Genomic DNA, 25,518 nt, shown 5'->3' with positions numbered 1-25,518 from the left:
GCGATCCATTCAACGCGGGATCACTTTTTTCTCCGCCGGCGGGACTTCCGGTGCCGGGGAGGCGCCGGCCGGGTCCGTGTGACGCCGCCGGTGCCGGGCGACCCGTTCGCGGTTGCCGCAGACCTCGCTGGAGCACCAGCGCCGGCGCCGGCCGCGTGAGGTGTCCAGGTAGACGCGGCGGCAGTGGTCGCCCTCGCAGCGGCGCAGCCCGGCCAGGGCCACCGGATCGGTGAGGAGTTCCACGGCGTCCCGCGCCACCGCGGCCAGCAGCGCCCCGCAGCCGGGCTCGGCACTCAGGCCGCGTACCAGGGTGCCGTTCCCGGCGCGCACGGCGCACAGGCCGGGTGGCGCGTCGGCGGCGAGCGCGTTGACGCGCTCCAGTGCGCCGTCCGCTGCCCGCCCGCCGAGCTGTGCCGTCAGCAGCCGGTCCACGGCGCTCCTCAACTGCCGGAAGCACACGAGCCAGTGGTCGTCCACGCCGTCGAGCCGGGTGCCCCGCGGTACGGCCCCGGCGGCCACCAGCCAGTCGGCGAGCCCCTCGGGGCGGTCCAGCGGGTCGGCGGTGCCCGGACCCCCCGCGCCCGTGGCGACCAGGTCCAGGCAGAGCCGCCCGGAGTCGAACCGCCGGTCGTACGAGCCCCTGCGCGTCGCCATGCGCATGCCACCGCCTCGGGTCCGGTCGCCGTCCCCACCAGAGTGCCCCGCGCGCCCCCCGGCCGGAACCCCTGCCACGCGGGCCGCGCCGGCTCCGCTCGTACGATGGACCGATGACGGACCAGCCGCACACCGACCGTCTCCGGTCCGGCTCCCTGGTGCTCCGCCCCTGGCTGCCGGGTGACCTCGCGGTCCTGCTCGACGCCTACCGCGACCCGGCGATACAGGCCGGGTCCCGCGCCCCGGTGGCGGACGCGGAGGCGGCGGAGCGCTGGCTGCGGGACCAGGAGGAGGGCCGGGCCTCCGGGCTGCGCCACAGTTTCGCCGTCGTGGACACGGCGCTCGGGGAGGCTCCCGTCGGAAACGTCGTCCTCGTGCACCCCGCGCCCGGCTCGGGATCGGCCGAGGTCGGCTACTGGACGGCGGCGCCCGCCCGCGGCCGCGGCATCGCCCCGCGGGCCCTCGAAGCGCTCACCGACTGGGCGTTCGCGGCGTTCGCCGGCGACGGGCTGGTACGGCTGGACCTGCTGCACCAGGTGGACAACGAGCCGTCGTGCCGGGTCGCGGAGAAGGCCGGGTACGGCTTCGTGGAGGTGCTGCCACCGCACCCTCCGTGGCCGAGGAAGGGCCACCGCCACACGCGCCGGCCGGCCGGGCACGGCAGGTGACCGGCGGGGCCTCTCAGGCCCCCGTCGCCGCTGGCGCCCCGGTCACCGGACCGTCGTGCAGGAGGCGTTGGAACAGCCGGTGTTCACGCCACTCGCCGTCGATGTGGAGGTAGCCCGGGGCCAGGCCGATCTGTTCGAAACCGCACTTGGCGAGCACGCGCTGCGACGCCACGTTGTACGGCAGCGTCCCGGCCTCGATCCGGTGCAACCCCATCTCGTCCCGGGCCAGTTCGCAGATCAGCCGCACCGCGGCGGTGGCCAGTCCGCGCCCCGCGAAGTCCACGTCGATCCAGTAACCGAGGGCGGCGCTGCGGAACGCCCCGAGCACCACGCCGTTGAGGGTGAACGCGCCGACCGCCCGGTCCCGCGCGTCGCAGAGCACCCACGGCATCGCGCGCCCCGCGTCACGGTCCGCCAGCACGCCGGCCAGCCGCTCGCGCTGCCCCTCCTCGGTGTAGAAGGCGGCGGGCCGCACGGGTTCCCACGGCCGCATGTACGCACGGCTGCGGGTCAGTGCTCCGGCGAGGGCGGCGGCGTCGTCCAGGGCGAGCGGACGGAGCCGTATCTCCGCGTCGATCCGGTGGATGTCATCGTTCATCCCCGCACGCTATCCCGGGGCGGAGATCCGCCGTCCCGGCTCCTGCCCTGTCCGCACGGCGGCTCTCCGCGCCCGCCCGGACGCCCCCGTGGAGAACCGGGCGCATGGGCCAGGGGAGCGGGCCCGGCCCCACCACTCCTTCCTCAGCGCACGCCGGTGCCCTCAGGAGTCGGCGTACTTGGCGTCGGAAGCCGGGTCCAGGGCCAGCCGGTAGCCGCGTTTGACGACCGTCTGGATCAGCCGGGGCACCCCGAGCGCGGTGCGCAGCCGGGCCATCGCCGTCTCCACCGCGTGCTCGTCCGTACCGCTGCCGGGCAGGGCGCGCAGCAGGTCGGCACGGGCCACCACCCAGCCCGGCCTGCGGGCCAGGGTGTGCAGCAGGGCCATGCCGGCGGGCGGCACCGCCCGCAGCTCGTCGTCGACGAGCACGGCGTGGCCGCGGATCTCGACCCGGTGCCCGGCGACCGGCAGGGTCCGCGCCCGGGAGGGGAGTTCCCGGCAGAGCAGCTGGACGAGCGGACCGAGCCGGAAGCGCTCCGGCTGGAAGGTGTCGATGCCTCGGTCCTGCAACGGCAGTGCGGTGACCGGTCCGACGCAGGCGGAGAGGACGTCGCCCTGCAGGGCGACCGTCAGCTCGGTCAGCAGCCCGCGTTCCTCGGCCCGGCGCAGCAGGGAGACCGCTGCCGGGGCGCTGGTGAAGGTGAGCGCGTCCAGGCCGCCCGCGACGGTGATGTCGATGAGCCGGTCGAGCGGGGCGATGTCCTCGGGCGGCATCCAGCGGTAGACGGGGACGCCCACGACCTCGCCGCCGGCCGCGCGGAGCGACTCCACGAAGCCGGGGAGGGGTTCGCCGTGCAGCTGGAGGGCGATCCGGCGGCCCTCGACGCCCTCCTCCAGGAGCCGCTCCAGCACCTCCGCCATGGATTCGGACGCCGGTGACCAGGTCTCGGTCAGCCCGGCGGCCCGGACCGCGCCCTTGACCTTGGGCCCACGGGCCAGCAGTTCGACCCCGCGCAGGGTGTCCAGCAGCTGTTCCCCGACGCCCCAGCCGTCGGCGGCCTCGATCCAGCCGCGGAAGCCGATCGCCGTGGTGGCGAGGACGACGTCGGGTACGTCGTCGATGAGTTCCTTGGTGGCGGCGAGCAGTTCGCTGTCGTCGGCCAGCGGCACGATCCGCAGGGCGGGCGCGTGCACCACGGTGGCGCCCCGCCGCCGCAGCAGGGTGGCGAGCTCGTCCGCCCGGCGCGCGGCCGTGACACCGACCGTGAAGCCCTCGAGGGGCCCGTGCTGTTCGTCGTCGTGCATATGGTCTACCCGGCTCTCGTCCCGCTACTGCTCGATGGTGCGGAGAGCCGAGCCTGCCAACGAAGCGTGACAGGCTCGGTTCACCCGTATTTCCCGCCCGTTACGTCACCTGACATCCCGAGGTCATCATCACACCTCGGCATAGCTGAGCTGCGGCTTCGCGGGGACGGCCGCGGTGCGGCGAAGGTATACCGCCCAGGTGAGCGCGAAACACACCCCGTAGAAGGCGAGGAAGGACCAGAAGGCCGCCGTTCCGGCGCCCGAGGTCTGGAAGGACTGCCGGAACGCGAGGTTGATGGCGAGCCCGCCGAGCGCCCCGACCGCGCCGATGAGCCCCATCGCCGCCCCGGACAGCCGCCGCCCCTGGGCCGCCGCCTCCTCGCCGCGCAGTCCCTGGGCGATCGCCTTGGCGTGGAAGATGCCCGGGATCATCTTGAACGTCGATCCGTTGCCCAGACCCGTGAGGACGAACAGGGCGGTGAAGCCGATGAGGAACACGGTGAGCGATTCGACGCCGGAGGCGTACACGACGACACCGGTGGCCGCGGCCATGGCCGCGTAGTTCGCCAGCGTGATCCGGGCGCCGCCGTACCGGTCGGCCAGCCAGCCGCCGACGGGCCTGATGAGCGACCCCAGCAGCGGGCCGATGAAGGTGAGCGAGGCGGCCTGCAGCGGGGTCCGGCCGAACTGGGTCTGCAGGACGAGCCCGAAGGCGAAGCTGTAGCCGATGAAGGAGCCGAAGGTGCCGATGTAGAGCACCGCCATGATCCAGGTGTGCGGGTCGCGCACGGCGTCCTTCGCGGCCCCGGTGTCGTTCTGCACGGGCGCCAGGTTGTCCATGAAGTACGCGGCGCACAGCGCGGCGACGACGATCAGCGGGATGTACACGCCGAGCACGATCCGCGGGTGCGTGGCGCCCGCGGTCCCGATCACGAGCAGCCCGATGAGCTGCACCACGGGCACCCCGATGTTGCCGCCGCCCGCGTTGAGTCCGAGCGCCCAGCCCTTCTTGCGCAGCGGGAAGAAGGCGTTGATGTTCGTCATCGAGGAGGCGAAGTTGCCGCCGCCGATGCCGGTCAGCGCGGCCACGGCCACGAAGGTGGTGTACGAGGTCCCCGGCTCCATCACGACGAAGGCGGCGACCGTCGGCACCAGCAGGGTGAACGCGCTGAACACGGTCCAGTTCCGGCCGCCGAAGCGGGCCACGGCGAACGTGTACGGGATGCGCACGAGGGCGCCGACCAGCGTCGCGGTGGAGATCAGGAAGAACTTGCCGGCCGGGTCCACCCCGTACTCCGGCCCCATGAACAGGACCATCACCGACCACAGGGTCCAGATCGAGAAGCCGATGTGCTCGGAGAGTACGGAGAACCAGAGGTTCCGGCGGGCGATCCGCTCGCCCTTCTCTCGCCAGAACGTCTCGTCCTCCGGCTCCCAGTGCTCGATCCAACGGCCAGCCATCACGCGCCTCCACGGGTGGTCGGGGTGTTGTCCCCGACCCTAGGAAGCCCGCGTTTCGGTGCGGTGCCGTGAGGTGACCGGTGCGCAACCTTGCTCTCACCGGGCCGCGGACGGCCCGGTGAGACCGTGGTCAGCGGACCTGGGCGGACCGCCCCTCGGGCCGGCCCGGGGCCGCGCCGGGCCGCCGGTCCTTCTTCGGGGCGCCGTTCGGCCACAGCTGCGGCCGGCGCTTCGCCGCGACGTCCTCGGTCCAGCCGAACGCCAGGATGCACACCGCGATCAGCGCCCAGGCGAAGAGCAGGACCGGTACCCAGCTCTCCAGGAGCCAGGGGACGTTCTCGCCGATGACGTCGACGGTCCACAACCGGTCGTACATCGTCGCGGCGACCAGGATGCAGACGTTGTGCCAGAGGTAGATCGTGACCGCGCGTGAGTTGAGCAGCGTGATCGTGGAGTCCCAGGCGCGCAGCCGCTTGGGCCACTCGGTCCAGGACGGGCTGTAGTGCAGCAGGAGCGCGACGCAGCCGAACGACCACAGGGCCTGGGCCAGCGGGATGGAGTCCAGGTCGAAACCGGACCGGAAGCCCTCGTGCGAGGCCCACCACAGCCCCAGCGCGGCGACGACCGGGGCGAGGGACGGCACGAGGTAGGACGGCAGCCGCTTCAGGATGCCCTCCTGGTGCGCCATCCCGAGCACCCAGCAGGCGCCGAACGTGCTGAAGTCGGTGATCGCCGAGTCGATGCGCTCCGGGGTGGAGATCAGCTCCCGGGACATGACGAAGGCCAGCACCAGCGGGGCGAGCAGGGTCGGCCAGGGCATCTTGCGCAGACCCCGCAGGATCAGCGGCGACATCAGGACGTACCAGAGGTACGCGCGGATGTACCACAGGGGTCCGGCCAGGTCGCTCGCCCAGGTCTCGCCCAGGAAGCCGTGGATGCCGGGCAGTTCCTCCGCGAACGGCGGATCGCTGAGCGGCAGGACCCAGAGCAGCAGATGGGTCCACCACCAGCCGGGGTGCCCGTCGGCGTCCGGCCCCCAGCCCTGGAGCACCATGCCGGTGACGCCGATCGCGCCGAGCAGCCACAGCGGCGGCAGCAGTCGGCGGACGCGGCTGCGGATCACCTGCGCGGCGGGCCGCTTCAGCGAGCGGGCCATGAGGTTGCCGGCCAGGGCGAACATGACGCCCATCGACGGGAAGACGATCGGCAGCCAGGCCCAGCCCGTGAGGTGGTAGAGGACGACGCGGAACAGCGCGAGGGCCCGGAGCAGGTCGAAGTAGCGGTCCCGGCCGGGCTTCTTCGGCCCGGGCGCGGGGGCCGCCCCGGGTATCGCGGAGGCCGGTGCGTCCGGGGTCCGCGGCGGCACGGCCTGCGGAGCCGGCTGCGGCAACGGCTGGGCCGGCGGGAGCGGTCCGTAGCCGTCGTACGGCCGGCTCGGCGCGTACGGCTGGTGGGCCTGGCCCGCGGGGGCGTACCGCTGGTCCGGCGACCCGTACCGCTGGTCCGGCGGCCCGTACCGCTGGTACGGCTGCCCCGGCTCGTCGTACCGCTGGTACGGCCGGGCCGGTTCGTACGGTCCCTGGTCCTCGTGCGGACCGGGACCCGGCGGGGTGGGGCTGGGGTACGTCACGCGACGGGCCTCCGGTCGGTGCTGTGTCCGGTCGCCTGGCGCGGCGTCGCACGCGGCGCCTCCACGGCTCCCGTACGGCGCAGCTTCTGCCAGCGGAGCCGGCCGCCGGTGAGAGCGGTGATCCAGGACTGGAGCAGCACCACGTACATGAGCTGCCGGTAGAGAACCTGCTGGAGGGGCAGCGAGAGCAGGTGCGTCATGCGCTCCCGGTCGAGCCGGAAGGCGTACGCGGCGCAGACGGCCTGCAGCATGAGGACACCGAGCCAGGCGACGACCGTCGGCTCGGTGGGGCCGAAGACGAGGCCGTACAGCAGGAAGACGTCGATGAGCGGGGCGAGCAGCGGGGCGACGACCATGAACAGGGCGACGAAGGGCAGCCCGACGCGTCCGAAGCGGCCCGAAGGGCCGCGCTCGATCACCGCGCGCCGGTGCTTCCAGATGGCCTGCATCGTGCCGTACGACCACCGGTAGCGCTGCGACCAGAGCTGCTGCACGGACTCCGGCGCCTCGGTCCAGGCGCGGGCGTTCTCCGCGTAGACGACGCGCCAGCCGTCCCGGTGCAGGGCCATCGTGACGTCGGTGTCCTCGGCGAGGGTGTCCTCGCTCATGCCGCCGATCCGGTTCAGCGCGTCCCTGCGGAACGCCCCGACCGCGCCGGGGATGGTGGGCATGCAGCGCAGCATGTCGTACATCCGGCGGTCGAGGTTGAAGCCCATCACGTACTCGATGTGCTGCCAGGCGCCGATCAGCGAGTCGCGGTTGCCGACCTTGGCGTTGCCGGCGACGGCCCCGACCCGCGGGTCGGCGAACGGCTGCACCAGCTCGCGGACGGTGGACGGCTCGAAGACGGTGTCGCCGTCCATCATCACGATGATGTCGTAACGGGCGTGCGCGATGCCGTTGTTCAGCGCGGCGGGCTTCCCCGCGTTGCGCTGGCGCACCACCCTGACGTGGCGCAGCCGCATCCGGTCGACGAGGTCCGCGGTGCCGTCCGTGGAACCGTCGTCGATGACGATGACCTCCAGCGGATAGTCGCTCGCCACCAGCGAACGGACCGTGTTGGCGATGCACTTGCTCTCGTTGAACGCGGGCACCAGGACGGACACCGGGCGCGTGAGCGGCTCGCCCCAGCTGAAGTCCCGTCTGCGGACGCGGCGGGCGTGCGCGAAGGACAGCACCAGCATCAGACCGAAACGGGCCATGACCAGCACCCCGATGACGGCGAGACCCACCACCATCACATCGGTGATGTGCTCCGAGACCCCCACGGCGGTGACGAACGCCTTGCCCTTCCAGAGCGCGTACCCGGTGACCGGGGTGTGCGCGCTGGGGGCTCCGAGGGCGTCGGTGAGGTTGGTGAACTCGTAGCCCTTCTCCTGCATCTTCGGCAGGAAGTGGCCGAGCGCGGCCACGGTCTGGGACCGGTCCCCGCCGGAGTCGTGCATCAGGACGATGGCGCCCTTGCCGTTCTTCGGCGTGGCGTTCTTGGAGATGACACCGACGCCCGGCCGCTTCCAGTCCTCGCTGTCGGTGTTGTTGACGACGGTGAGGTAGCCGCGGCTGCCGACGTACTGGGTGACCGGCCAGGACTTGTCGTCCATGGCGTCGGCGAACGAGGAGTAGGGCGGCCGGAACAGGGACGTACGGATGCCGGCCGCGCCCGCCAGCGCCAGCTGGTTCTGGGACAGCTCCCAGTCGATGCGGCTGGTGGACTGGTAGGAGAGGTCGGGGTGGTTGAAGGTGTGCAGCCCGACCTCGTGCCCCTCCTTGACCATGCGCTCCACCAGACCGGGGTAGCGCGAGGCCATGGTGCCGGTGACGAAGAAGACGCCGTGCGCGTGGTGCTTCTTCAGCTCGTCCAGCACCCGGGGGGTCCACACCGGGTCGGGGCCGTCGTCGAAGGTCAGCACGATCCGGTGATCGGGTATGCGCAGCGTCTTGGCGGGCTCGGTGGCGCTGCGGGCGTCGATGACCGGGCCGCCCTCCAGCACCTGCTCGGGCACCCGGTCGGTGGCGGCCGGCGGCTGGATCCGGTGGTCGGCGAGGATCTCGCTGTGCACGTAGCCGCGCAGCATCAACATGGCGAGCAGGGCAACGAGGAACAGGAACGGCAACATGTAGCGCATGGGGAGCTTGCGCCGCCGGGACTGCTTCTTACGGTGGTGCCTGCCCCGCGGGGCGGGGTTGGTCATCTAGCTGGCGCCTTCTTGCTCTTGCACAGGGGGGTCCGGTGTTCCGGCGGTCGAGGTCGCGGGGTCCGCGGGCGCCGTCGCCGGATCGGCGCTCGCCGTGCCGGGGCCGACGACCGGTGTGGAGGCGGACGTCCCGCCGCCCGGCGCGCCGCCGACGGTGTCCGAGCCCGTCCCGGTGTGCCGTGCGGACGGTACGACGGGCGCCGAGGCGGAGGTCTCGGCAGCCGGGGCCGTGGAGCTGCCGGCTCCGGCGGGGACGGCCGCGTTCCCGCCGGTCCGCGGGGTGGCGGACGCCGACACGTCGGGCGCCGTGCCGGGGGAGGCCTGGCTGCCCGGGCTCGCCCCCGGCGGGGCCGGCGTCTGCACCTCGTTCGCCGTGCGGTGCTCCTCCTGGCCGGAGAGCGGCAGGGAGGGCGCGCTGGAGTTGCCTCCGAGCAGGGCGACGACGAGCGTCACCGCGTAGCCGACGCAGATCGCTGCCAGGACCCAGCCCAGACGCCGGAGCGTCTTGCCGCGCCGGCCGCTCTCGTCGACGAAGACCGGGCCGTCCGAGCCCTCCGGAACGCCGGGTTCCGGGAGGAGCTCGGAGAGCTGCCGTCCCAGTCCGTCGAGCTGGATGGTGACTTCGTTCGGCTCGTGGGTGTGCCCCGTACGGGCACCTTCACGCCAAGTTTCCACAGTTGTACGCACTTCCCCCACTCAGGATCGGGTGCGCGCAACTGACCGTCTGTGCGCCGTAGGACCGGGCCCCCACCCTGTCCTCGCGCGCCCCCTACCACAGTGCACCCGGGCCATGAATGTAGCGCACGCCGACGGGAGTCCGACCCCCCGGACAGGTGTTGTTCGTCATGAGTGATGCATCTGTTCTCGAACCGTGGTGCGGGGACTGTCCCTGCGGGTCGTCCACGGGAGCGCGGCGCGGGATCGCGCGCCGGGGCGCACGCCCCTGCGCGCCGGTCCGGCCCAGCGTGGCGAGCGGCTCCCGACGCGGCGGGCCGGGCCGCTCGCGACCGCGGTCCGCGGGCGGGTGGGGACGAAAAACGAGGACCCCGCTGCCGGTGGCAGCGGGGTCCTCGTTCACATGGGAATTGTGGAGATGGCGGGAATCGAACCCGCGTCCAACGGTGCGGAACCAGGGCTTCTCCGAGTGCAGTTCGCTACGCTTTTCTCGGCCCCGGAGGTCACGCGAACAAGCCTCCGACAGGCCCAGCCACTGTTTGAATTCCTTCCAGGCCCCGTGACCGGGCCTAGAAGTTTAGATCCCTTGTTGATGCCAGGATCCGGGTCGGGATCACCCCCGGGCTGACACTCCGCAGAGTCTTCGCTTAGCTGCTAATTAGGCAGCGAGGGCGAAGGCGGAGGAATCGCGCTTGGAATTGGCGATTATTGGTTGCGACATATGGTTTACGAGATCATTGCCGCTTCCTCGACTCGCTTCCCCTGCTTCGACATCCGCTGTCGAAACCGATCATCCCCATGTTGATTTTTCAAAGGTGGTACACACCCCGTGGGGTGCAGCGCCATCGTACGTGACCAACGCACGACGATGCCAGCGTATTCCTGCCGCACCGGCCGGCAGCCACCGGCACGGCGCTCTCAGGCGCTCCGCTGACGGCGGCGGGCCGCCGAGATCGCCCGGTTCGTCTCCCTCGTGTCCTGCTTCTCCCGCAGCGTCTGCCGCTTGTCGTACTCCTTCTTGCCCTTCGCCAGCGCGATCTCGACCTTGACCCGGCCGTTGGTGAAGTACAGGGCGAGCGGCACGATCGTGTGCCCCGTCTCCTGCGACTTCGACTCCAGCTTGTCGATCTCGGCCCGGTGCATCAGCAGCTTGCGCTTGCGCTTGGCGGAGTGGTTGGTCCACGTCCCCTGGACGTACTCCGGGACGTGGATGTTGTGTAGCCACGCCTCGCCGCCGTCGATCTGCACGAAGCCGTCGACCAGCGAGGCCCGGCCCATGCGCAGCGACTTGACCTCGGTGCCCATCAGGACGAGGCCGCACTCGTAGGTGTCGAGGATGGTGTAGTCGTGTCGCGCCTTCTTGTTCTGCGCGACCATCTTGCGACCGGTGTCTTTTTCCTTAGCCATAGTGCGGCCATTTTCGCACTACGACCCACCCCTGAGGCCACTCAATACCGTCTCGGCCCGCTCCTGGGCCCGCGCGCTGACCGCGAGGTCGGGGGTGATGCCCCGGCCGTCGACGCTGCGGCCCGCCGGAGTGCGGTAATGGCCCACGGTCAGCTCGGCCACGGAACCGCCCGCGAGCCTGCTCGGCATCTGGACCGACCCCTTGCCGAAGGTGCGCGAACCGACCGTGACCGCCCGGCCACGGTCCTGCAGGGCGCCCGTCAGGAGCTCGGCCGCGCTCATGGTCCCGCCGTCGATGAGGACGACGACGGGGCGTTCGGTGTCGCCTCCCGCCTCCGCGTACAGGGCACGCTGCTCCCCGTGCACGTCGTACGTGGCGACCAGACCGCCGTCGAGGAACGCGGAGGCGGCGGTGACGGCCTCGGTGACGAGTCCGCCGGAGTTGCCCCGCAGGTCCAGCAGCACCCCGGCGCCCTGCGGCGCCTTCCGTACCGCGTCGCGGACGGCGGTCCCGGACCCCTTGGTGAACGAGTCGACCTCGATCAGTACGGCGTCGGAGGAATCGGAACGGTACGGGCCGAGCCGCCGCACGGAGACGGCCTCGGTGGCGAGACGGGCCCGCCGCAGCGTCTCGGTCCGGGTGACGGAACCCCGCTGGACGCCCAGGACGACGGTGGTGCCGACGGCGGCCCCGGTACGGTCCCCCCGCAGCAGTGCCACGACGTCGGAGACGGGGCGCCGGTCGACCCGGTGGCCGTCGACCGTGCGCAGCAGGTCACCGGCGCGGATCCCGGCCCGCCCCGCGGGGCTGCCCGGCTGGACCCGGGTGACCGTGACCAGCCCGTCGGCAGAACGTCTGGCGGCGAGCCCGACGCCCGTGTACGAACCGTCGAGGGCCTGCTCGAACTCCTGGTACTCCCGCTCGTCGTAGACCGCGCCCCAGCGGTCCCCACTGCGGCTGACGGCCTCCTCGGCCGCCTCCGTACCGGACTTGCCGTCGGCCACGGCCTCCGCGGCCGCGTCGGCCACCGCCCCCCGGTCGACGGCCGCGGCGACGGACCGGGTCTGCGTCCCGGTGCTCCGCCCGTCCCCGCGCGGCAGCGAGCCGGTGGCGGCGGCCGTGGCGAGGACACTCGCGAAGACCAAGGTCAGGGCCGCCCCGCGGCGGAGGCCGCGGGGCCCGACACAGTACGCACGGCCTGACATGGCGCCGATTCTAGGACAACACCCCGGGGGCGCACGGCCGGTTGACCGCGCGCCGCACGGGGCGCACGTCACACCCTGAGGTACTTGCGCAGCGCGAACAGAGCGGCGACCGCGGGCATCAGCAGCCCGATCGCCAGCACCAGCGGGAGCTTGGTGAGGACGGCCTCCCAGCCGATGAAGTCGATCAGGTTCAGCTTGTCCTGGAGGGCGAGTCCGCCGTCGATCAGGAAGTAGCGCCCGGCCAGCAGCATGACGCAGGCCAGTACGCCGCCGATCAGGCCGGCGAACGCGGCCTCCATGATGAACGGCATCTGGATGTAGAAGCCGGAGGCCCCGACGAGCCGCATGATGCCCGTCTCCCGCCTGCGGCTGAACGCGGACACCCGGACGGTGTTCACGATCAGCATCAGGGCGATGACGAGCATCAGCGCCATCACGAAGAGCGCGGCGACGTTCATGCCGTTCATCAGGCCGAAGAGGTTGTCCAGGATGCTTCTCTGGTCCTGGACCGACTGCACCCCGTCACGCCCGGCGAAGGCCGTGGCGACGACCTTGTACTTCGTCGGGTCGTGCAGCTTGACGCGGAAGGACTCCGGCATCTGGTCCGGCGTGATGTTGCCCGCCATCGGGGAGTCGCCGAACTCCTCCTGGTAGTGCTTGTACGCCTCGTCGGACGACTCGTAGATCACCGTCTCGACGACGTCCATCTTCTTGAGATCGCCCTCGATCTCCTTCTTCTGCTGCGCGGTGACCGCACCCTTGGCGCACTGGACCACGGTCTCCGCATCCCCCTTGCCACAGAGGTAGATGGAGACGTTGACCTTGTCGTACCAGTAGTCCTTCATCGTGCTGACCTGCTCGCGCATGAGCAGCGCGCCACCGAACAGGGCAAGCGAGAGGGCGACGGAGACGATGACGGCGAAGGTCATCGTGAGGTTGCGACGGAGGCCGACGCCGATCTCCGACAGGACGAACTGGGCGCGCATGGCGTCCTTTCAGTGCTGGGTGCTCAGTGCTGGTAGCCGTAGACGCCGCGCGCCTGGTCGCGTACGAGACGGCCCTGCTCGAGCTCGATGACGCGTTTGCGCATCTGGTCGACGATGTTCTGGTCGTGGGTCGCCATGATCACGGTGGTCCCGGTCCGGTTGATCCGGTCCAGCAGCTTCATGATCCCGACCGAGGTCTGCGGGTCGAGGTTGCCGGTCGGCTCGTCCGCGATCAGCAGCATGGGCCGGTTGACGAAGGCCCGCGCGATCGCCACGCGCTGCTGCTCACCACCGGAGAGCTCACCGGGCATCCGGTCCTCCTTGCCGCCGAGGCCGACGAGGTCGAGGACCTGCGGGACCGCCTTGCGGATCTCGCCGCGCGGCTTGCCGATCACTTCCTGGGCGAACGCCACGTTCTCCGCGACGGTCTTGTTGGGGAGGAGGCGGAAGTCCTGGAACACCGTGCCCAGCTGGCGGCGCATGTGCGGCACCTTCCAGTTGGACATGCGCGCGAGGTCCTTCCCGAGGACGTGGACCGCGCCCTGGCTGGCCCGCTCCTCGCGGAGGATGAGTCGCATGAAGGTGGACTTGCCGGAGCCGGAGGAGCCCACCAGGAAGACGAACTCGCCCTTCTCGATATCGAGAGACACATCCCGTAGAGCGGGGCGGCTCTGCTTCGGGTAGGTCTTGGAGACGTTGTCGAATCGGATCACGGATGCACCACGGTCGGCCGGGAGTAGGTGAGCGTGACCATACGCGAACCGGGCTCGCACGTGCAGGCGCGCGTACCGGGATGGGTGTTTTACGGTGAAACGGCACCGCTCCGGGCTCCGCCGTGAGGGGAACGGGCCGGGAGGTGACCGGGGGGCCGAGCCGAATTCCGCGAGAGCTGGCACAGTGGTAGGGGAACGGTTGCGTTTCCGTGAGCGTTGGGCGGAGTGAAGGCTTGTGCGGCTCCGCCGCGCGGGAGGAGGAAAGCGCATGACCTATGACCGACTGGTGTGCGCGAACTGCGCGGCGCCCGTGAACGAGGGCCGCTGCCCCGTGTGCCGGGCCAGCCGCGCGCGACTGCAGCAGGAACAGGAGCAGGGAGCGTTCGCGGGGCTCAGCCCGGCGATGCTGGTGGCCCTGATGGTGGTGCTGCTGGCCGCGCTGGCCCTGCTGGCGCACCAGACGGTGTAGCGCGCCCCTGCGTCCGTCTGCCCGCGCTCGCACCGGGCCGGCACCGGATTCATCCTCGTACCCGCAGACGCACGCACAGGGGCCCCGGACGCCCATCGGCGTCCGGGGCCCCTGTGTGTGTACGGGTACCGCTGCTGCCGGTCAGGCGGCCGTGCGGCCGTTCACCAGGCGCGGCAGGAACCGGAAGCCGATGCCTCCGGCGATCATCGTCGCGGCGCCGACCAGCAGGAACGTGGTCTCGGCGGCACCGGTCTCGGCGAGCTCGTCCTTGCCCTTGCCCTGCTCGACCGGCTGGTTGCCGACCGAGTCGGTGTCGGTGTTGTCGGCGCACTCGGCGCCGTCGAGGTCGACGGTGCAGGTGCCGGTGTCGCCGGTGCTGCCACCGTTGGTCGAGGAACCGGAGGTCGCGTCACCGCCACCGGCCGCGCCGCCGCCACCAGCCGCGGCCGCGTCGCCACCACCGGCAGCGGCAGCGTCACCGCCACCAGCGGCAGCCGCGTCACCGCCACCTGCGGCGGCAGCGTCACCGCCACCAGCCGCGGCCGCGTCACCGCCACCCACAACAGCGTCGCCACCACCGGCGGCAGCCGCGTCGCCACCACCAGCGGCAGCAGCGTCACCGCCACCAGCGGCAGCCGCGTCACCGCCACCAGCCGCGGCGTCGCCACCACCGGCGGCAGCCGCGTCGCCACCACCAGCGGCAGCCGCGTCACCGCCACCAGCGGCGGCCGCATCGCCACCACCGGCAGCAGCGGCGTCACCGCCACCAGCCGCGGCGTCACCGCCGCCGGCCACGTCGGCGCCACCGGCGACGTCCGCGCCACCGGCCGCGTCGCCACCACCAGCGGCAGCAGCGTCGCCGCCACCGTCCGCCTCGCCGCCTATGCCGACGACCAAGCCGCCCTCGTCGGCCTCAGCCTTGACACCGATGCCGGCGATGTCGACGCCGATACCGGCGGCCTGGGCCGCGCCTGCCACAGTCAGGGAGGCACCTGCGGCGATCACCGCACCCGCGGCTATTCGCGCGACGCGTACGCGCGTCTTCTTCGTCATGTCCTGCTACCCCCAGTAGCCGTTCTCGTCATGGAGCAGCCATATGCGGGTCCACGGTCCTGCCGGAGTCGCGCCCGCAGCAGGGCCCACGTCGTGCCGTGGCCGTGCCGCCCGCCCCCGATCACACCTGTCCCAGACATACGCATGCTGCCCCAGCACCCTGTCCAGAGTTAAGGAGTACGTCAAGGCCGTTGTGTGAGATGTGCCCGAATTTGAGGTGAGTTGACTGGTGTTCAGAACCACGACTGTGACGCACTCACCACGCCATCTACGCAACTCGCCACGCCAACTCCTGTGCGCCCCGGTCCGTTTCGGACGCCTGTCGGTCGTGCCGCGGCCATGCCCGGTTCATCCGTACGGATCATGATGCGGGCGTCCGACCGAACCGACTCGTCCCGAAGCCCGGTGAACCCATGCAGAAGCGCACCGCCGCACTCTCCCTGACGCTCGCCGTCTCCGCCCTGCTGCCGGCGGCGCTGCCGGCCCAGGCCCAGCCCGGCTCCTCCGGCTTCTACGCCACCAAGACCCCCTACGCGCCGCAGCAGAACCCGCGGACGTACCAGCCCGCCCCCAAGGGCTTCGTGCCGGTGTTCACCGAGAACGTCTCCCGCCACGGCTCGCGCGCGGCGTCCGACAGCGAGGACGGCGACCTGATCCTGGCCCTGTGGGAGAAGGCGCGGAGCGAGGACCAGCTCACCCGCACCGGGGAGCGGTTCGGCGGCGACACGAAGGCACTGCTCGCCGCCATGGACGCGATCGGCTACGGACAGCTCAGCGGGCGGGGCGTACGCGAGATCCAGGACACCGCCGCGCGGCTCGAGAAGCGGCTTCCCGGGCTCTTCCGGCAGATCGCCGAGAACTCCGAGCAGATCAACGTCGTCAACTCCGGCAAGGACCGCGCCGTCGACAGCGGGAACCTGTTCGCCGAGGCGCTGGCGGAGAACGACCCGGCCCTGGCGCCCCTCATCACTCCGGCCAGGACCGACGCCGACCTTCTCTACTTCCACAAGTCGGCCGGCGGCGCCGCGTACCGGGACTACGTCGAGAACGACGAGCGGCTCGCCGCCACCCTCGACGGGATCACCGACCAGCCGGCCTCGCACACCGCGGCCCGCAACGTGCTGAGGAAGATCTTCAAGCCCGCTTTCGTCGAGCGGATCTCGGCGGGTGAGTTCGCCTCCGTCGCCACCGAGGTGGAGGCCGCGCAGGCGGTCTACGCCCTCTACAGCATCGCCCCGGCCATGGCCGACGAGGGCGACTGGGACATGGAGCGCTACCTCGCGCCCCGTGACGCGCGGTGGTTCGCCTACCTCAGCGACGCCGAGGACTTCTACGAGAAGGGGCCGGGCTTCGACGACAGCGACATCACGTACAAGATGGCGAACGTCCTGCTCGACGACTTCTTCACGAAGATCGACGCCAGACGGGCCGGTACGAGCAACGCGGGCGCCGAGCTGCGGTTCACACACGCGGAGGAGATCATCCCGCTGGCCGCGCTCATGGGTCTGCCCGGCAGCACGAAGCCCGTGTCGGAGGCCCGGCCGTACACGTACGCCGACAACCCGTGGCGCGGCGAGTCCGTGGCGTCCATGGCCACGAACATCCAGTGGGACCTGTTCCAGAACGGGAACCGGTACCTGGTGCGGATGCTCTACAACGAGAAGCAGACCGCGTTCAAGAAGGGCTGCGAGCCGGTGGCGAAGGGCAGCTACTACTACGCGGTCGACGAACTGAAGCGGTGCCTGGGCCGTACCGCTTCCTGACCCCGTTCACCCGGTACGACGAGGGGCGTGGGAGCCACGGCTCCCACGCCCCTCGTCGTATCCGTCCCGCCCGGCGGGACTACTTCTCGCTCTGCTTGCGCCAGCGGATGCCGGCCTCGATGAAGCCGTCGATCTCGCCGTTGAAGACCGCTTCGGGATTGCCCATCTCGAAGTCCGTCCGCAGGTCCTTGACCATCTGGTACGGGTGCAGGACGTACGAGCGCATCTGGTTGCCCCAGGAGTTTCCGCCGTCGCCCTTGAGCGCGTTCATCTTCGCCTGCTCCTCCTGACGGCGGCGCTCGAGGAGCTTCGCCTGGAGGACGTTCATCGCGGACGCCTTGTTCTGGATCTGCGAGCGCTCGTTCTGGCAGGAGACGACGATGCCGGTCGCCAGGTGGGTCAGGCGCACCGCGGAGTCCGTGGTGTTGACGCCCTGGCCACCGGGGCCCGAGGAGCGGTACACGTCGACGCGCAGCTCGGACTCGTCGATCTCGATGTGGTCGGTCTGCTCGACCACCGGCAGCACCTCGACGCCCGCGAAGGACGTCTGGCGGCGGCCCTGGTTGTCGAACGGCGAGATCCGGACGAGCCGGTGCGTGCCCTGCTCGACGGAGAGCGTGCCGTAGGCGTACGGCACCTCGACGGCGAAGGTGGTCGACTTGATGCCGGCCTCTTCGGCGTACGCCGTCTCGTAGACCTCTGTCTTGTAGTTGTGCCGCTCGGCCCAGCGGAGATACATGCGCTGGAGCTTCTCGGCGAAGTCCGCGGCGTCGACGCCGCCGGCCTCGGCCCGGATGGTGACGAGGGCCTCGCGCGCGTCGTACTCACCCGAGAGGAGCGTGCGGACCTCCATCTCGTCCAGCGCCTTGCGGACCGACGTCAGCTCGGCCTCGGCCTCGGCGAGCGCGTCGGCGTCGCCCTCGTCCTCGGCGAGCTCGAAGAGGACCGCGAGGTCGTCGATCCGGCCGCGCAGGGCCTCTGTCTTGCGGACCTCGGCCTGGAGGTGCGAAAGCTTGCTGGTGATCTTCTGCGCCGCCTCCGGGTCGTCCCAGAGGGACGGCGCGGCGGCCTGCTCCTCGAGCACGGCGATGTCCCCCCTCAGCGCATCCAGGTCCAGGACGGCCTCGATCGACCCCATGGTCGAGGAGAGGGACTTCAGCTCTTCGGAAATATCGACGACTGCCACGGGTCCAGCGTAACGGCTGTCGGCGCGGGCATTCCTCGGACCGCGTGATCGCGGCTTCGCGGAGGTCCGGATCAGGGGCTGGCCGGGGCCGAATTCCTGGTGTCCTGCGGGTCCGCGCCCGCGTCGTCGCCGCTCAGCGCCAGCCAGCCGCCGACGCCGAGTCCCACCACCAGCACCAGCGCCGCCGCGCCCAGCGTCAGGCGGCGCTTGCGGACGGCCGCCGCGTTGTTGCGGGCCGAGCCGGGGCGGGGCTTGCCCGGGGCGCGGGGGGCTCGTGCGGTGCCGCGGGGGCCGCCCGAGAGTTCGTCGGGGCCCGGGACGCGCATGCTCGTGTGGGTGTCCCGGTTGGAGTCGGGCGACGAGCCGGGGACCAGCGGCACGGCCCCGCGGCGGCGGGGTTCCTCGGCCGCCGGGGTGTACTGCTGCTCGTCGTAGGCCTGGCCGTGCGCCTCGGACTCGGACTCGTCGTCGGGTTCGTCCACGTCCAGCGGCGGGATGCCGGCCAGGTGCGGGAGCTGCTCGCGCAGCCGGGCCGCCAGTTCGGAGGCGCGCAGCCGGGAGGCCGGGGCCTTGGCCAGGCACTGGACCAGCAGCTGCCAGAGCTCGTCGGGGATGCCGGGCAGCGGGACGACGGTCTCGGTGACGTGGCGGCGCAGGACGGCGCCGGGGTGACCGCCGCCGAACGGCGTAAAGCCCGCGAGGAGCTCGTACAGCACGGTCGCCAGCGCGTAGATGTCGACGGCGGCGCGCGGCGGGAGGCCCTCCACGATCTCGGGGGCCAGATAGTCCGGCGTACCGATGATCTTGGTGGCCTTGGTCCGGCGCGGGGTGTCGATCAGCTTGGCCACACCGAAGTCGGTGAGCAGCGCGGGGTGGGAGTTGCCGGGGCCGAGCGGGCCCTCCATGTCGAGCAGGATGTTCTCGGGCTTGACGTCGCGGTGGACCACCCCGGCCGCGTGCGCCGCGGCGAGGCCGTCGGCGACGTCCGCGACGATCGCGACGGCGGCCTCGGGGGCCAGCCGGCGCTCCCGGTCGAGGCGGGTGCGCAGATCCGTGCCGCGGACCAGGTCCATGACCAGGGCCAGGTCGTTGCCGTCCACCACGAGGTCGCGGACGGCGACGACGTGCGGATGGTCGAGTCCGAGCAGGGCGGTGCGCTCCTGGACGAAGCGGCCCACGAGTTCCTGATCGGACGCGAGGTCCTCACGGAGCAGCTTGATGGCGACGGGCCCCTCGGGGCCGTCGCCGAGCCACACCGTGCCGGCGCTGCCGCGCCCCAATATCTGGTGGGCGGTGTACCGGCTGCCGATATTCCGTGCCAAGACTGCTCCCTCAGCGGCTGGCGATGGGCCCTCGCTCAACAACCCCCGGTCGACAAAGCTACGCGGCAAATGGGGGGTTGCGTGCCCTGGATGGCGCCAACCTTCACTTCTGCGGGCGAATTGCCGCGGAATTGATCCGCAGAAGTCGATATAGCCACAAAGTCCGGTCAGGTTCCGCTGCCACCGCTGCCGCTGTCGCCGCCCAGCTTCGAGATCCAGTCGCTGACGGTGGAGAAGGCGTCGGTGATCGCGTCCCAGTAGCCCTGCCCCTGCCCGATCCAGTCCTTCAGCGGGGTGAGCTCCCAGATCAGCCAGCTCGCGACGAAGAGCAGCACCAGCGTGAACAGGCACCCCTTCAGGCAGCCGAGGCCGGGGATCTTCATCGGGTTGGCGCCGCGCTGCCTCGGCTCACGGGGCTGGCGCTGGGCCGGCTGCTGAGGCTGCTGGGGCTGCGGCGGCGCGTACTGCTGGCGCTGCGGCTGGTACTGCTGCTGGGGCTGCGGCTGGTACTGCTGCTGTTGCGGCTGGTACTGCTGCTGCGGTTGCTGGCGGTACTGCGGCGGCTGCTGGCGACGCGGCTGCTGGGGCTGTTGGGGTTGCTGCGGCTGCTGGCGCTGGGGGCGGCGGCGCAGCGGGTCCTGGCTCGGGTCGAGGTACTGGACCTGCGTCTGCTCGTTGCGGTCGCGGGCGGCCTGGAGCTGGGACTGCCAGGGGTGCGGGCCGTCGGGCTGCGGCGACCCCTCGGGGCGCGGCGGGACGGGCGGCATGACGGCGGTCGGGTCGGCGTGACCGCCGCCGGGTCCCGCGTTCTGCTGCAGGACGCTGGTGGCCGCGCTGGGGTCGTAGCCGTTCGGGTCGTACGAGCCGGCGGTGCTCGGCAGCACCTGCGTGGGGTCGGCCGCTCCCGGCGTCTCCGGTACGGCGGTGGGCGCCGGGTCGGGCGCGAGCAGGGCGCCCACCCCGTCGGCGGCCGCGATCTGCGCGGAGTTCGCGTGCACACCGATGCCGGCGGCGACGGTGCGCAGCGCCCGGGCGAGGTTCTCGGCGCTGGGCCTGCGGTCCGGGTCCTTGCTCAGGCAGCGCTCTATCACCGTCCACAGCGGGGCCGGGACGGTGCTGGGGCGGCGGGGCTCCTCGCTGAGGTGGCGGTGCAGGACCTCGAGCGCGGTGCCGCCGGCGAACGGCGGACGGCCGGTGAGCAGCTCGTACAGCAGGATTCCTGCGCCGTAGATGTCGACGGCGGAGGTCTGCGGGCGGCCCTCGGCCGACTCGGGCGCCACGTAGGCCGGCGTTCCGACGAACTCGTGGGTCCGGGTCAGGCCCGGGGAGTCGGCGAGACGGGCGATGCCGAAGTCGGTGAGCATCGGGTGCATCGCGCCGTCGCGCTCCGAGAGCAGCACGTTGGCGGGCTTCAGGTCGCGGTGGACGACGCCGTCGGCATGGCTGGCGGCGAGCGCGTCCGCGATCTGCGCGGTGAGCAGCGAGGCGGCGACCGGGGTGAGCGGGCCGTTCTCGCGGAGGTAGCGGTGCAGGTCGGGGCCGTCGACCAGGTCCATGACGAGGGCGAGGAGATCGCCCTCCACGACCAGGTCGCGGGTGCGCACGATGTTCTCGTGCCTCAGCCGCAGCAGGACGGAGCGCTCGCGCAGGAACCGCATCACGACATCCGCGTCGTTGGCGAGCTCCTCCTTGAGGACCTTGATCGCCACGGTCTCGCCGGGCTGGCCGGCGACGGCCGCCTCGGCACCCGCGGTCTCGCGCTGGCGGGCGCGCCAGACGGTGCCCGTGGCGCCGCGTCCCAGCGGCTCCTCGAGCAGGTACTTGCTGCCTACCGGCCGCACGTCATGCGCTCCCTGCTGCTCGTGGTGCTTGCGGTCCCCCGGATCCGTCCGGAGTTTGCGGACCACTCTAGTGGGGCGGCCGCAGTGGACGGCCGAGTCGGGAAGGTTACCTTTTTGTCGACATTCTCCGTAACTTCCGGAGGGCTGCGGTCTGCCCGCCGCCCGGGCGCACCGGTTGCGGAACAAGACGCTCCCCCCGGGCGGATGGTTGCCGGCCCTGGATCCGGCGGAACGGCTCCGGCCCCCGGCAGGGAGCACGCGGAGCCCGGCCCTGGCCGGGCTCCGCGCGTCCAGGGGAACCGGCCAACCCGGCACTTTTGGGCGCACAGCCGACCTTTCAAGATCACGTAGCGGTGACCCCCGGGCGTGTTGTCAGTGGCAGGTGCGAGGATGCCTCCAGCACGGAACTGTGGGGTCGGGAGCCCTGCGGTACGTGACGAACCTGTACCGGACGACGCGTCCGTGCCGGGTGGGGGGAATCACAGGGCGTCTCCCCTGCCGGACACCGCGCGCAGAAGGGACCGCTGACGGCGATGCAGATCCGGCTGACCGTCCTCGCGCCGCGCAGCGGCCAGAACCCGGCGCGCGCCTGCGACGTGCTGGTGACCGCCCCCGCGGGGACGGCGCTGGCCGCCGTGGCGTCCCACCTGGCCGCCTCCGTCTCCGGGCCCGACGGCTCCCTCGGCAGCGGTGCGGTGGTGCTGTTCGCCGGACGCGAGCGGCTCGACGCGCAGCGGAGCGCGCTCGGTGAGCCGCCCCTGGTCGACGGGGCGGTGCTCTCGCTCCAGGTCCCGGGCGAGGACGAGACGCCGGACGACGCCGTACCGGCCCAGCTGCACGTGATCGCCGGGCCGGACGCGGGCGGGGTCCACCTGCTGCACGGCGGGCAGATCCGGATCGGCCGCTCGGCCGACGCCGACGTCCCGCTCGACGACCCGGACGTGTCCCGGCTGCACTGCGCGGTGACGGTCTCCCCGGACGGCCGGGTCTCCGTCGCCGACCTCGGCTCCACCAACGGCACCTCGCTGGACGGTACGGACGTCCGCGACCGTCCGGTCCGCCTGCACCCCGGCGCACTGCTCCGGCTCGGCGAGTCGACGCTCCGGCTCACCTCCGGCGCGCGGACGCCGACGCTGGACACGGCACCGGACGGCGAGGGCCATCTCCGGGTGGCCAGGGCCCCGGCCACCGCTCCGGCGGCCGAGGATCACGGCTACGGGCCGGCGTACGGGGGGCCGGCGGAACACGACGGTCCGGACACCGCCCAGGAACACGAGCGCTCCGCCGGCCCGGACGGGCCGGCCCCGGCGCACCCCCCGCGCTCCGGCCCCGGGCGTACCGGCCGGGTGCCGGACGACGGCGCGCCCCGGCGCGGCGGCATAGGCGCCTGGGCCCGCCGGCTCGCGAGCGGCAAGGGCGACCCGGTACAGGAGGGCCTGCCCGACGAGGCCGGCCACCCGGAGCCCCCCGAAACGTTCACGGCGCCGCCCACCGCTCCCGAGGGCACCTGGCCGGATCCGGCCTCCGTCCTGCTGACCGCGCTCGGCCCGGGGCCGCGCCTGTGGGAGCGCGACACCGCGCACCCGGAGGCGCTGGTGGTCCGGCTGGGCACGACCGACCGCGCGGCCCTGCCCATCGTGCCGGTGACGGTGGGGCTGCGCGAGGCGGGTTCACTCGGGCTCGCCGGACCACGGGAACGGCTGGCGGGGCTCGCCCGCTCCACCGTGGCCCAGCTGGCCGCCCTGCACTCCCCCGCCGATCTGGAGATCGTCCTGATCAGCACGGACCGGGCGCGCGGCACGGACGAGCGACGGCGCGAGTGGGCCTGGCTCGGCTGGCTGCCGCACCTGCGGCCGCTGCACGGCCAGGACTGCCGGCTGCTGCTGGCGTTCGACCGTGAGCAGGCGGTCGCCCGGACCACGGAGCTGGTGCGCCGCCTGGACGAGGGCCCGCTCGGCCCCGGCTGGGCGAGCCTCGACCCCGGGACGATCGCCGAGGCCGCCCGGCACCACGAGGGCCCGTTCACGGTGGTGGTCGTCGACGGCGACCCCGGTTCCGCGGTGCTGCGCGAGAACACCGCCCGGCTGGCCGCGGCGGGGGCGGCGGCGGGCATCCACCTGATCTGTCTGGCGGAGACCCCTGCCGCCACCCCCACCTCACCGGTCGCCGCGACGTACGAGGCCGCCTGCCACGCCTCGATCGCCTTCCGGGAGTGCGGGGCGGTGGCCATGCTCAGCGGGGATGTGGCGACGGCCCTGCGGCTGCTGCGCACGGCGGGCGGCCGGGCGGCCGGGCACGGCACGGTGGCCACGGTGGACGCGGTGTCGGCGCACTGGGCGGAGCGGTTCGCGCGGGCGCTGGCTCCGCTGCGCGCCGAAGGTTCGACCGCGCTGCCGGGGCACCGCGCGGCGGTGGCGCTCCCCCCGTCCGCCCGCCTCCTGGACGAACTGGGCCTGGCCCGTGCCACCCCCGCCTCACTGATGGCCCGCTGGGCCTCGGCGGCGGACGCCCAGCCGGGGGCCACGGTCCGTGGCGCGGGCAGCTGGACGGGCGGTACGGGAGCGGCGGCCGACGACGCCCGTGGCTCGGCCCGCACCGCCCACCCGGAAGGCGCCGACCCCCGTGTGGGCGCCCAGCGCACCTCCTCCGACCCACCGCGGACCGGCGCCTCACGGGGCGCCGAGGACAGCGGCGACACCCACGGCTCCGGCCGCACGCCGTACCCCGACAGCAGGGGCTCCAGCCGCACCCCGTACCCCGGCGCGGCGGAGACCCACGGCTCGGGCCGCGCCCTGTACCCCGGCAGCTCGGACGACCGCGGCTCCGGCCGCACCCCCTACCCCGGCAGCGCGGACACTCGCGGCTCCGGCCGCACCCCCTACCCCGACACCGCGGACACTCGCGGCTCCGGCCGCACCCCCTACCCCGGCAGCGCGGACGACCGCGGCTCCGGCCGCACCCCGTACCCCGGCAGCTCGGACGACCGCGGCTCCGGCCGCACCCCGTACCCCCGTGCGGGAAGCCCGCGTTACGACGGCGGCCCTGGGGATACCCCGAGTTCGCGCACGCTGCCGGGCTCGGACACCCGTGCCTGGGGTGGGGCCGCGGACGTCCAGGGCGCCGACAGCCTGCGTACCGTCGGATCGGCGCGCTCCTCGAACCGGGTCAGCGGGCCGCGCCAGGCGGACGCGCCCCAGGTCGCCGCGCGCGGTGCCGAGTCCGGGCGGGCGCCCGTGCCCGCCGCGCAGGGATCGGCGGCAGGCGGGTCGGCCGGACGCCCCGTCGTGGTGCTCGGGGCCGGGCCCCGGGGCCCGGTGAGCGTGGATCTCGCCGACGAGGGGCCGCACCTGCTCATCGAGGGGCCCGGCGGCAGCGGACGTACGGAACTGCTGAGGGCGGTCGCCGCATCCCTCGCCGCCTCCGACCGGCCCGACCGGCTCGGGATCCTGCTGGTCGACGGGGCGGGCGGCGAGCGCGGCGAGAGTCTGCGCCCCTGCACCGAACTCCCGCACGCGTTCACGCACCTGGTGGCCTCCGATCCGGTCCGGATGCGGGAGTTCGCCCAGGCACTGGGCGGGGAGGTGAAGCGGCGGGCCGAACTGCTCGGCGGCCTCGGCTTCGCCGACTGGCACAGCCGGCACGAGGTGGCGCGGCGGATGGGCGGACCACGGCCCTCCGGCCCGTCCGAACAGCGCGGTGACATCGACTCCACCATGAGCGGCACCCTGCGGCTGCGGCCCGCCACGGCGCGGGCGGCGGACCCCGGGCCCTCGCCGCTGCCCCGGCTCGTCGTGCTCGTCGACGACTTCGACGCGCTGATAGCCCCGGCGCTGGGCAGCCCGGGCCGGCCGGCCGCGGGCTCGGTCGTACGGGCGCTGGAGGCCGTGGCCAGGGACGGGGGCCGGCTCGGCATCCACCTGGTCGCGGCATCCGCCCGCCCGGACCGCACGGAGGACACCGAGCTGGCCCGCGGGGCGCGGCTGCGCGTCGTGCTCGATCCGCCGGTCGTGCCGCCCTCGCCGGACGAGCCGGCGCCGGGCCGCGGGCGGCTGGGCCACCCCGACGGCCGGGTGACGCCGTTCCAGGGCGGCCGGGTGACCGGCCGCATCCCGCGTACGGCGACCCTGCGGCCCACGGTCGTGCCGCTGGAGTGGGAGCGGATGGGCGATCCGCCCACCCGTCGCCCGCTCCGTGAACTGGGCAACGGGCCCACGGACCTGGCGCTCCTGGCCAGTGCGCTGGAGCGGGCGGCACGCTCGGTGAACGCCCAGCCGCTGCCGCCCCTGGTGCCCGCCCGCCCCTGAGCGAGAGCGGCCCGGCCGTCCGCGATCGGCGGCCACCCGCACTGACCTCACGTCACGAGCCCATTACGATCACCGAGTTGGG

At 72.7% G+C, this 25,518-nt stretch carries 19 protein-coding genes and 1 other RNA gene; 4 read left to right on the top strand and 16 right to left on the bottom strand.

Annotated features, from left to right (window positions below):
* Positions 1-9 precede the first annotated feature (9 nt).
* On the bottom strand, positions 10-654 hold the full coding sequence (locus ABZ454_RS33300; protein ID WP_359543323.1) for an ABATE domain-containing protein: 645 nt from the start codon (positions 652-654) through the stop codon (positions 10-12).
* A gap of 113 nt (positions 655-767) precedes the next feature.
* Between ABZ454_RS33300 and ABZ454_RS33295 the strand changes: the two genes are divergently transcribed.
* On the top strand, positions 768-1,322 hold the full coding sequence (locus ABZ454_RS33295; protein WP_359543322.1) for a GNAT family N-acetyltransferase: 555 nt from the start codon (positions 768-770) through the stop codon (positions 1,320-1,322).
* A gap of 13 nt (positions 1,323-1,335) precedes the next feature.
* Here the strand turns inward: ABZ454_RS33295 and ABZ454_RS33290 are convergent, their stop codons facing one another.
* The 11 genes from ABZ454_RS33290 to ftsE form a co-directional block, all read right to left on the bottom strand.
* A complete protein-coding gene (locus ABZ454_RS33290) occupies positions 1,336-1,920 on the bottom strand; it encodes a GNAT family protein (protein ID WP_359543321.1) in 585 nt (194 codons plus the stop codon).
* Between the two features lie 162 nt (positions 1,921-2,082).
* Positions 2,083-3,225, bottom strand: a complete 1,143-nt coding sequence (locus tag ABZ454_RS33285) for a uroporphyrinogen-III synthase (RefSeq protein WP_356319247.1) — start codon at positions 3,223-3,225, stop codon at positions 2,083-2,085.
* Between the two features lie 129 nt (positions 3,226-3,354).
* Complete coding sequence (locus tag ABZ454_RS33280) at positions 3,355-4,686, bottom strand: nitrate/nitrite transporter (RefSeq protein WP_359543320.1); 1,332 nt, start codon at positions 4,684-4,686, stop codon at positions 3,355-3,357.
* A 130-nt stretch (positions 4,687-4,816) separates the two neighbouring features.
* A complete protein-coding gene (locus tag ABZ454_RS33275) occupies positions 4,817-6,016 on the bottom strand; it encodes an acyltransferase (RefSeq protein WP_359543334.1) in 1,200 nt (399 codons plus the stop codon).
* 296 nt (positions 6,017-6,312) lie between these two features.
* Positions 6,313-8,508 carry a glycosyltransferase gene (locus ABZ454_RS33270; RefSeq protein ID WP_359543319.1) on the bottom strand — a complete coding sequence of 732 codons (2,196 nt, stop codon included), beginning with the start codon at positions 8,506-8,508 and terminating at the stop codon, positions 6,313-6,315.
* The gene (locus ABZ454_RS33265; RefSeq protein WP_356319250.1) at positions 8,509-9,186 is read right to left on the bottom strand and encodes a hypothetical protein; all 678 of its coding nucleotides are present in this window, start codon (positions 9,184-9,186) and stop codon (positions 8,509-8,511) included.
* Between the two features lie 410 nt (positions 9,187-9,596).
* Positions 9,597-9,984, bottom strand: a transfer-messenger RNA (tmRNA) gene (gene ssrA / locus ABZ454_RS33260).
* 120 nt (positions 9,985-10,104) lie between these two features.
* The gene (smpB, locus tag ABZ454_RS33255; protein ID WP_219569826.1) at positions 10,105-10,593 is read right to left on the bottom strand and encodes an SsrA-binding protein SmpB; all 489 of its coding nucleotides are present in this window, start codon (positions 10,591-10,593) and stop codon (positions 10,105-10,107) included.
* A gap of 18 nt (positions 10,594-10,611) precedes the next feature.
* Positions 10,612-11,799 (bottom strand): S41 family peptidase, encoded by a 1,188-nt coding sequence (locus ABZ454_RS33250; protein WP_356319251.1) that lies wholly within the window; start codon positions 11,797-11,799, stop codon positions 10,612-10,614.
* Between the two features lie 68 nt (positions 11,800-11,867).
* The gene (gene ftsX, locus ABZ454_RS33245; RefSeq protein WP_356319252.1) at positions 11,868-12,785 is read right to left on the bottom strand and encodes a permease-like cell division protein FtsX; all 918 of its coding nucleotides are present in this window, start codon (positions 12,783-12,785) and stop codon (positions 11,868-11,870) included.
* Positions 12,786-12,808: 23 nt separating this feature from the next.
* On the bottom strand, positions 12,809-13,498 hold the full coding sequence (gene ftsE, locus ABZ454_RS33240; protein ID WP_356319253.1) for a cell division ATP-binding protein FtsE: 690 nt from the start codon (positions 13,496-13,498) through the stop codon (positions 12,809-12,811).
* A gap of 268 nt (positions 13,499-13,766) precedes the next feature.
* On the opposite strand from ftsE, the gene ABZ454_RS33235 reads away from it, so the two are divergent.
* On the top strand, positions 13,767-13,967 hold the full coding sequence (locus ABZ454_RS33235; RefSeq protein ID WP_356319254.1) for a hypothetical protein: 201 nt from the start codon (positions 13,767-13,769) through the stop codon (positions 13,965-13,967).
* A 141-nt stretch (positions 13,968-14,108) separates the two neighbouring features.
* Here ABZ454_RS33235 and ABZ454_RS33230 read toward each other — a convergent pair whose 3' ends face one another.
* Positions 14,109-15,020 carry an LPXTG cell wall anchor domain-containing protein gene (locus ABZ454_RS33230; protein ID WP_359543318.1) on the bottom strand — a complete coding sequence of 304 codons (912 nt, stop codon included), beginning with the start codon at positions 15,018-15,020 and terminating at the stop codon, positions 14,109-14,111.
* A 413-nt stretch (positions 15,021-15,433) separates the two neighbouring features.
* Between ABZ454_RS33230 and ABZ454_RS33225 the strand changes: the two genes are divergently transcribed.
* A complete protein-coding gene (locus ABZ454_RS33225) occupies positions 15,434-16,783 on the top strand; it encodes a histidine-type phosphatase (RefSeq protein WP_359543317.1) in 1,350 nt (449 codons plus the stop codon).
* A 79-nt stretch (positions 16,784-16,862) separates the two neighbouring features.
* Here the strand turns inward: ABZ454_RS33225 and prfB are convergent, their stop codons facing one another.
* From prfB to ABZ454_RS33210, 3 genes are all read right to left on the bottom strand, one after another.
* Complete coding sequence (prfB, locus tag ABZ454_RS33220; RefSeq protein WP_356321567.1) at positions 16,863-17,969, bottom strand: peptide chain release factor 2; 1,107 nt, start codon at positions 17,967-17,969, stop codon at positions 16,863-16,865.
* Between the two features lie 71 nt (positions 17,970-18,040).
* Complete coding sequence (locus ABZ454_RS33215) at positions 18,041-19,291, bottom strand: serine/threonine-protein kinase (protein ID WP_359543316.1); 1,251 nt, start codon at positions 19,289-19,291, stop codon at positions 18,041-18,043.
* 167 nt (positions 19,292-19,458) lie between these two features.
* Positions 19,459-21,132 (bottom strand): protein kinase, encoded by a 1,674-nt coding sequence (locus ABZ454_RS33210; protein ID WP_359543315.1) that lies wholly within the window; start codon positions 21,130-21,132, stop codon positions 19,459-19,461.
* 533 nt (positions 21,133-21,665) lie between these two features.
* On the opposite strand from ABZ454_RS33210, the gene ABZ454_RS33205 reads away from it, so the two are divergent.
* The gene (locus tag ABZ454_RS33205) at positions 21,666-25,436 is read left to right on the top strand and encodes an FtsK/SpoIIIE domain-containing protein (RefSeq protein ID WP_359543314.1); all 3,771 of its coding nucleotides are present in this window, start codon (positions 21,666-21,668) and stop codon (positions 25,434-25,436) included.
* Positions 25,437-25,518: the final 82 nt, after the last annotated feature.

The organism is Streptomyces sp. NPDC005803, from assembly GCF_040630435.1.
In the GTDB taxonomy this organism is placed as follows: Bacteria; Actinomycetota; Actinomycetes; order Streptomycetales; family Streptomycetaceae; genus Streptomyces.
The sequence above is the reverse complement of the archived record's forward strand: the minus strand, read 5'-3'. Positions and strand labels throughout refer to the sequence as shown.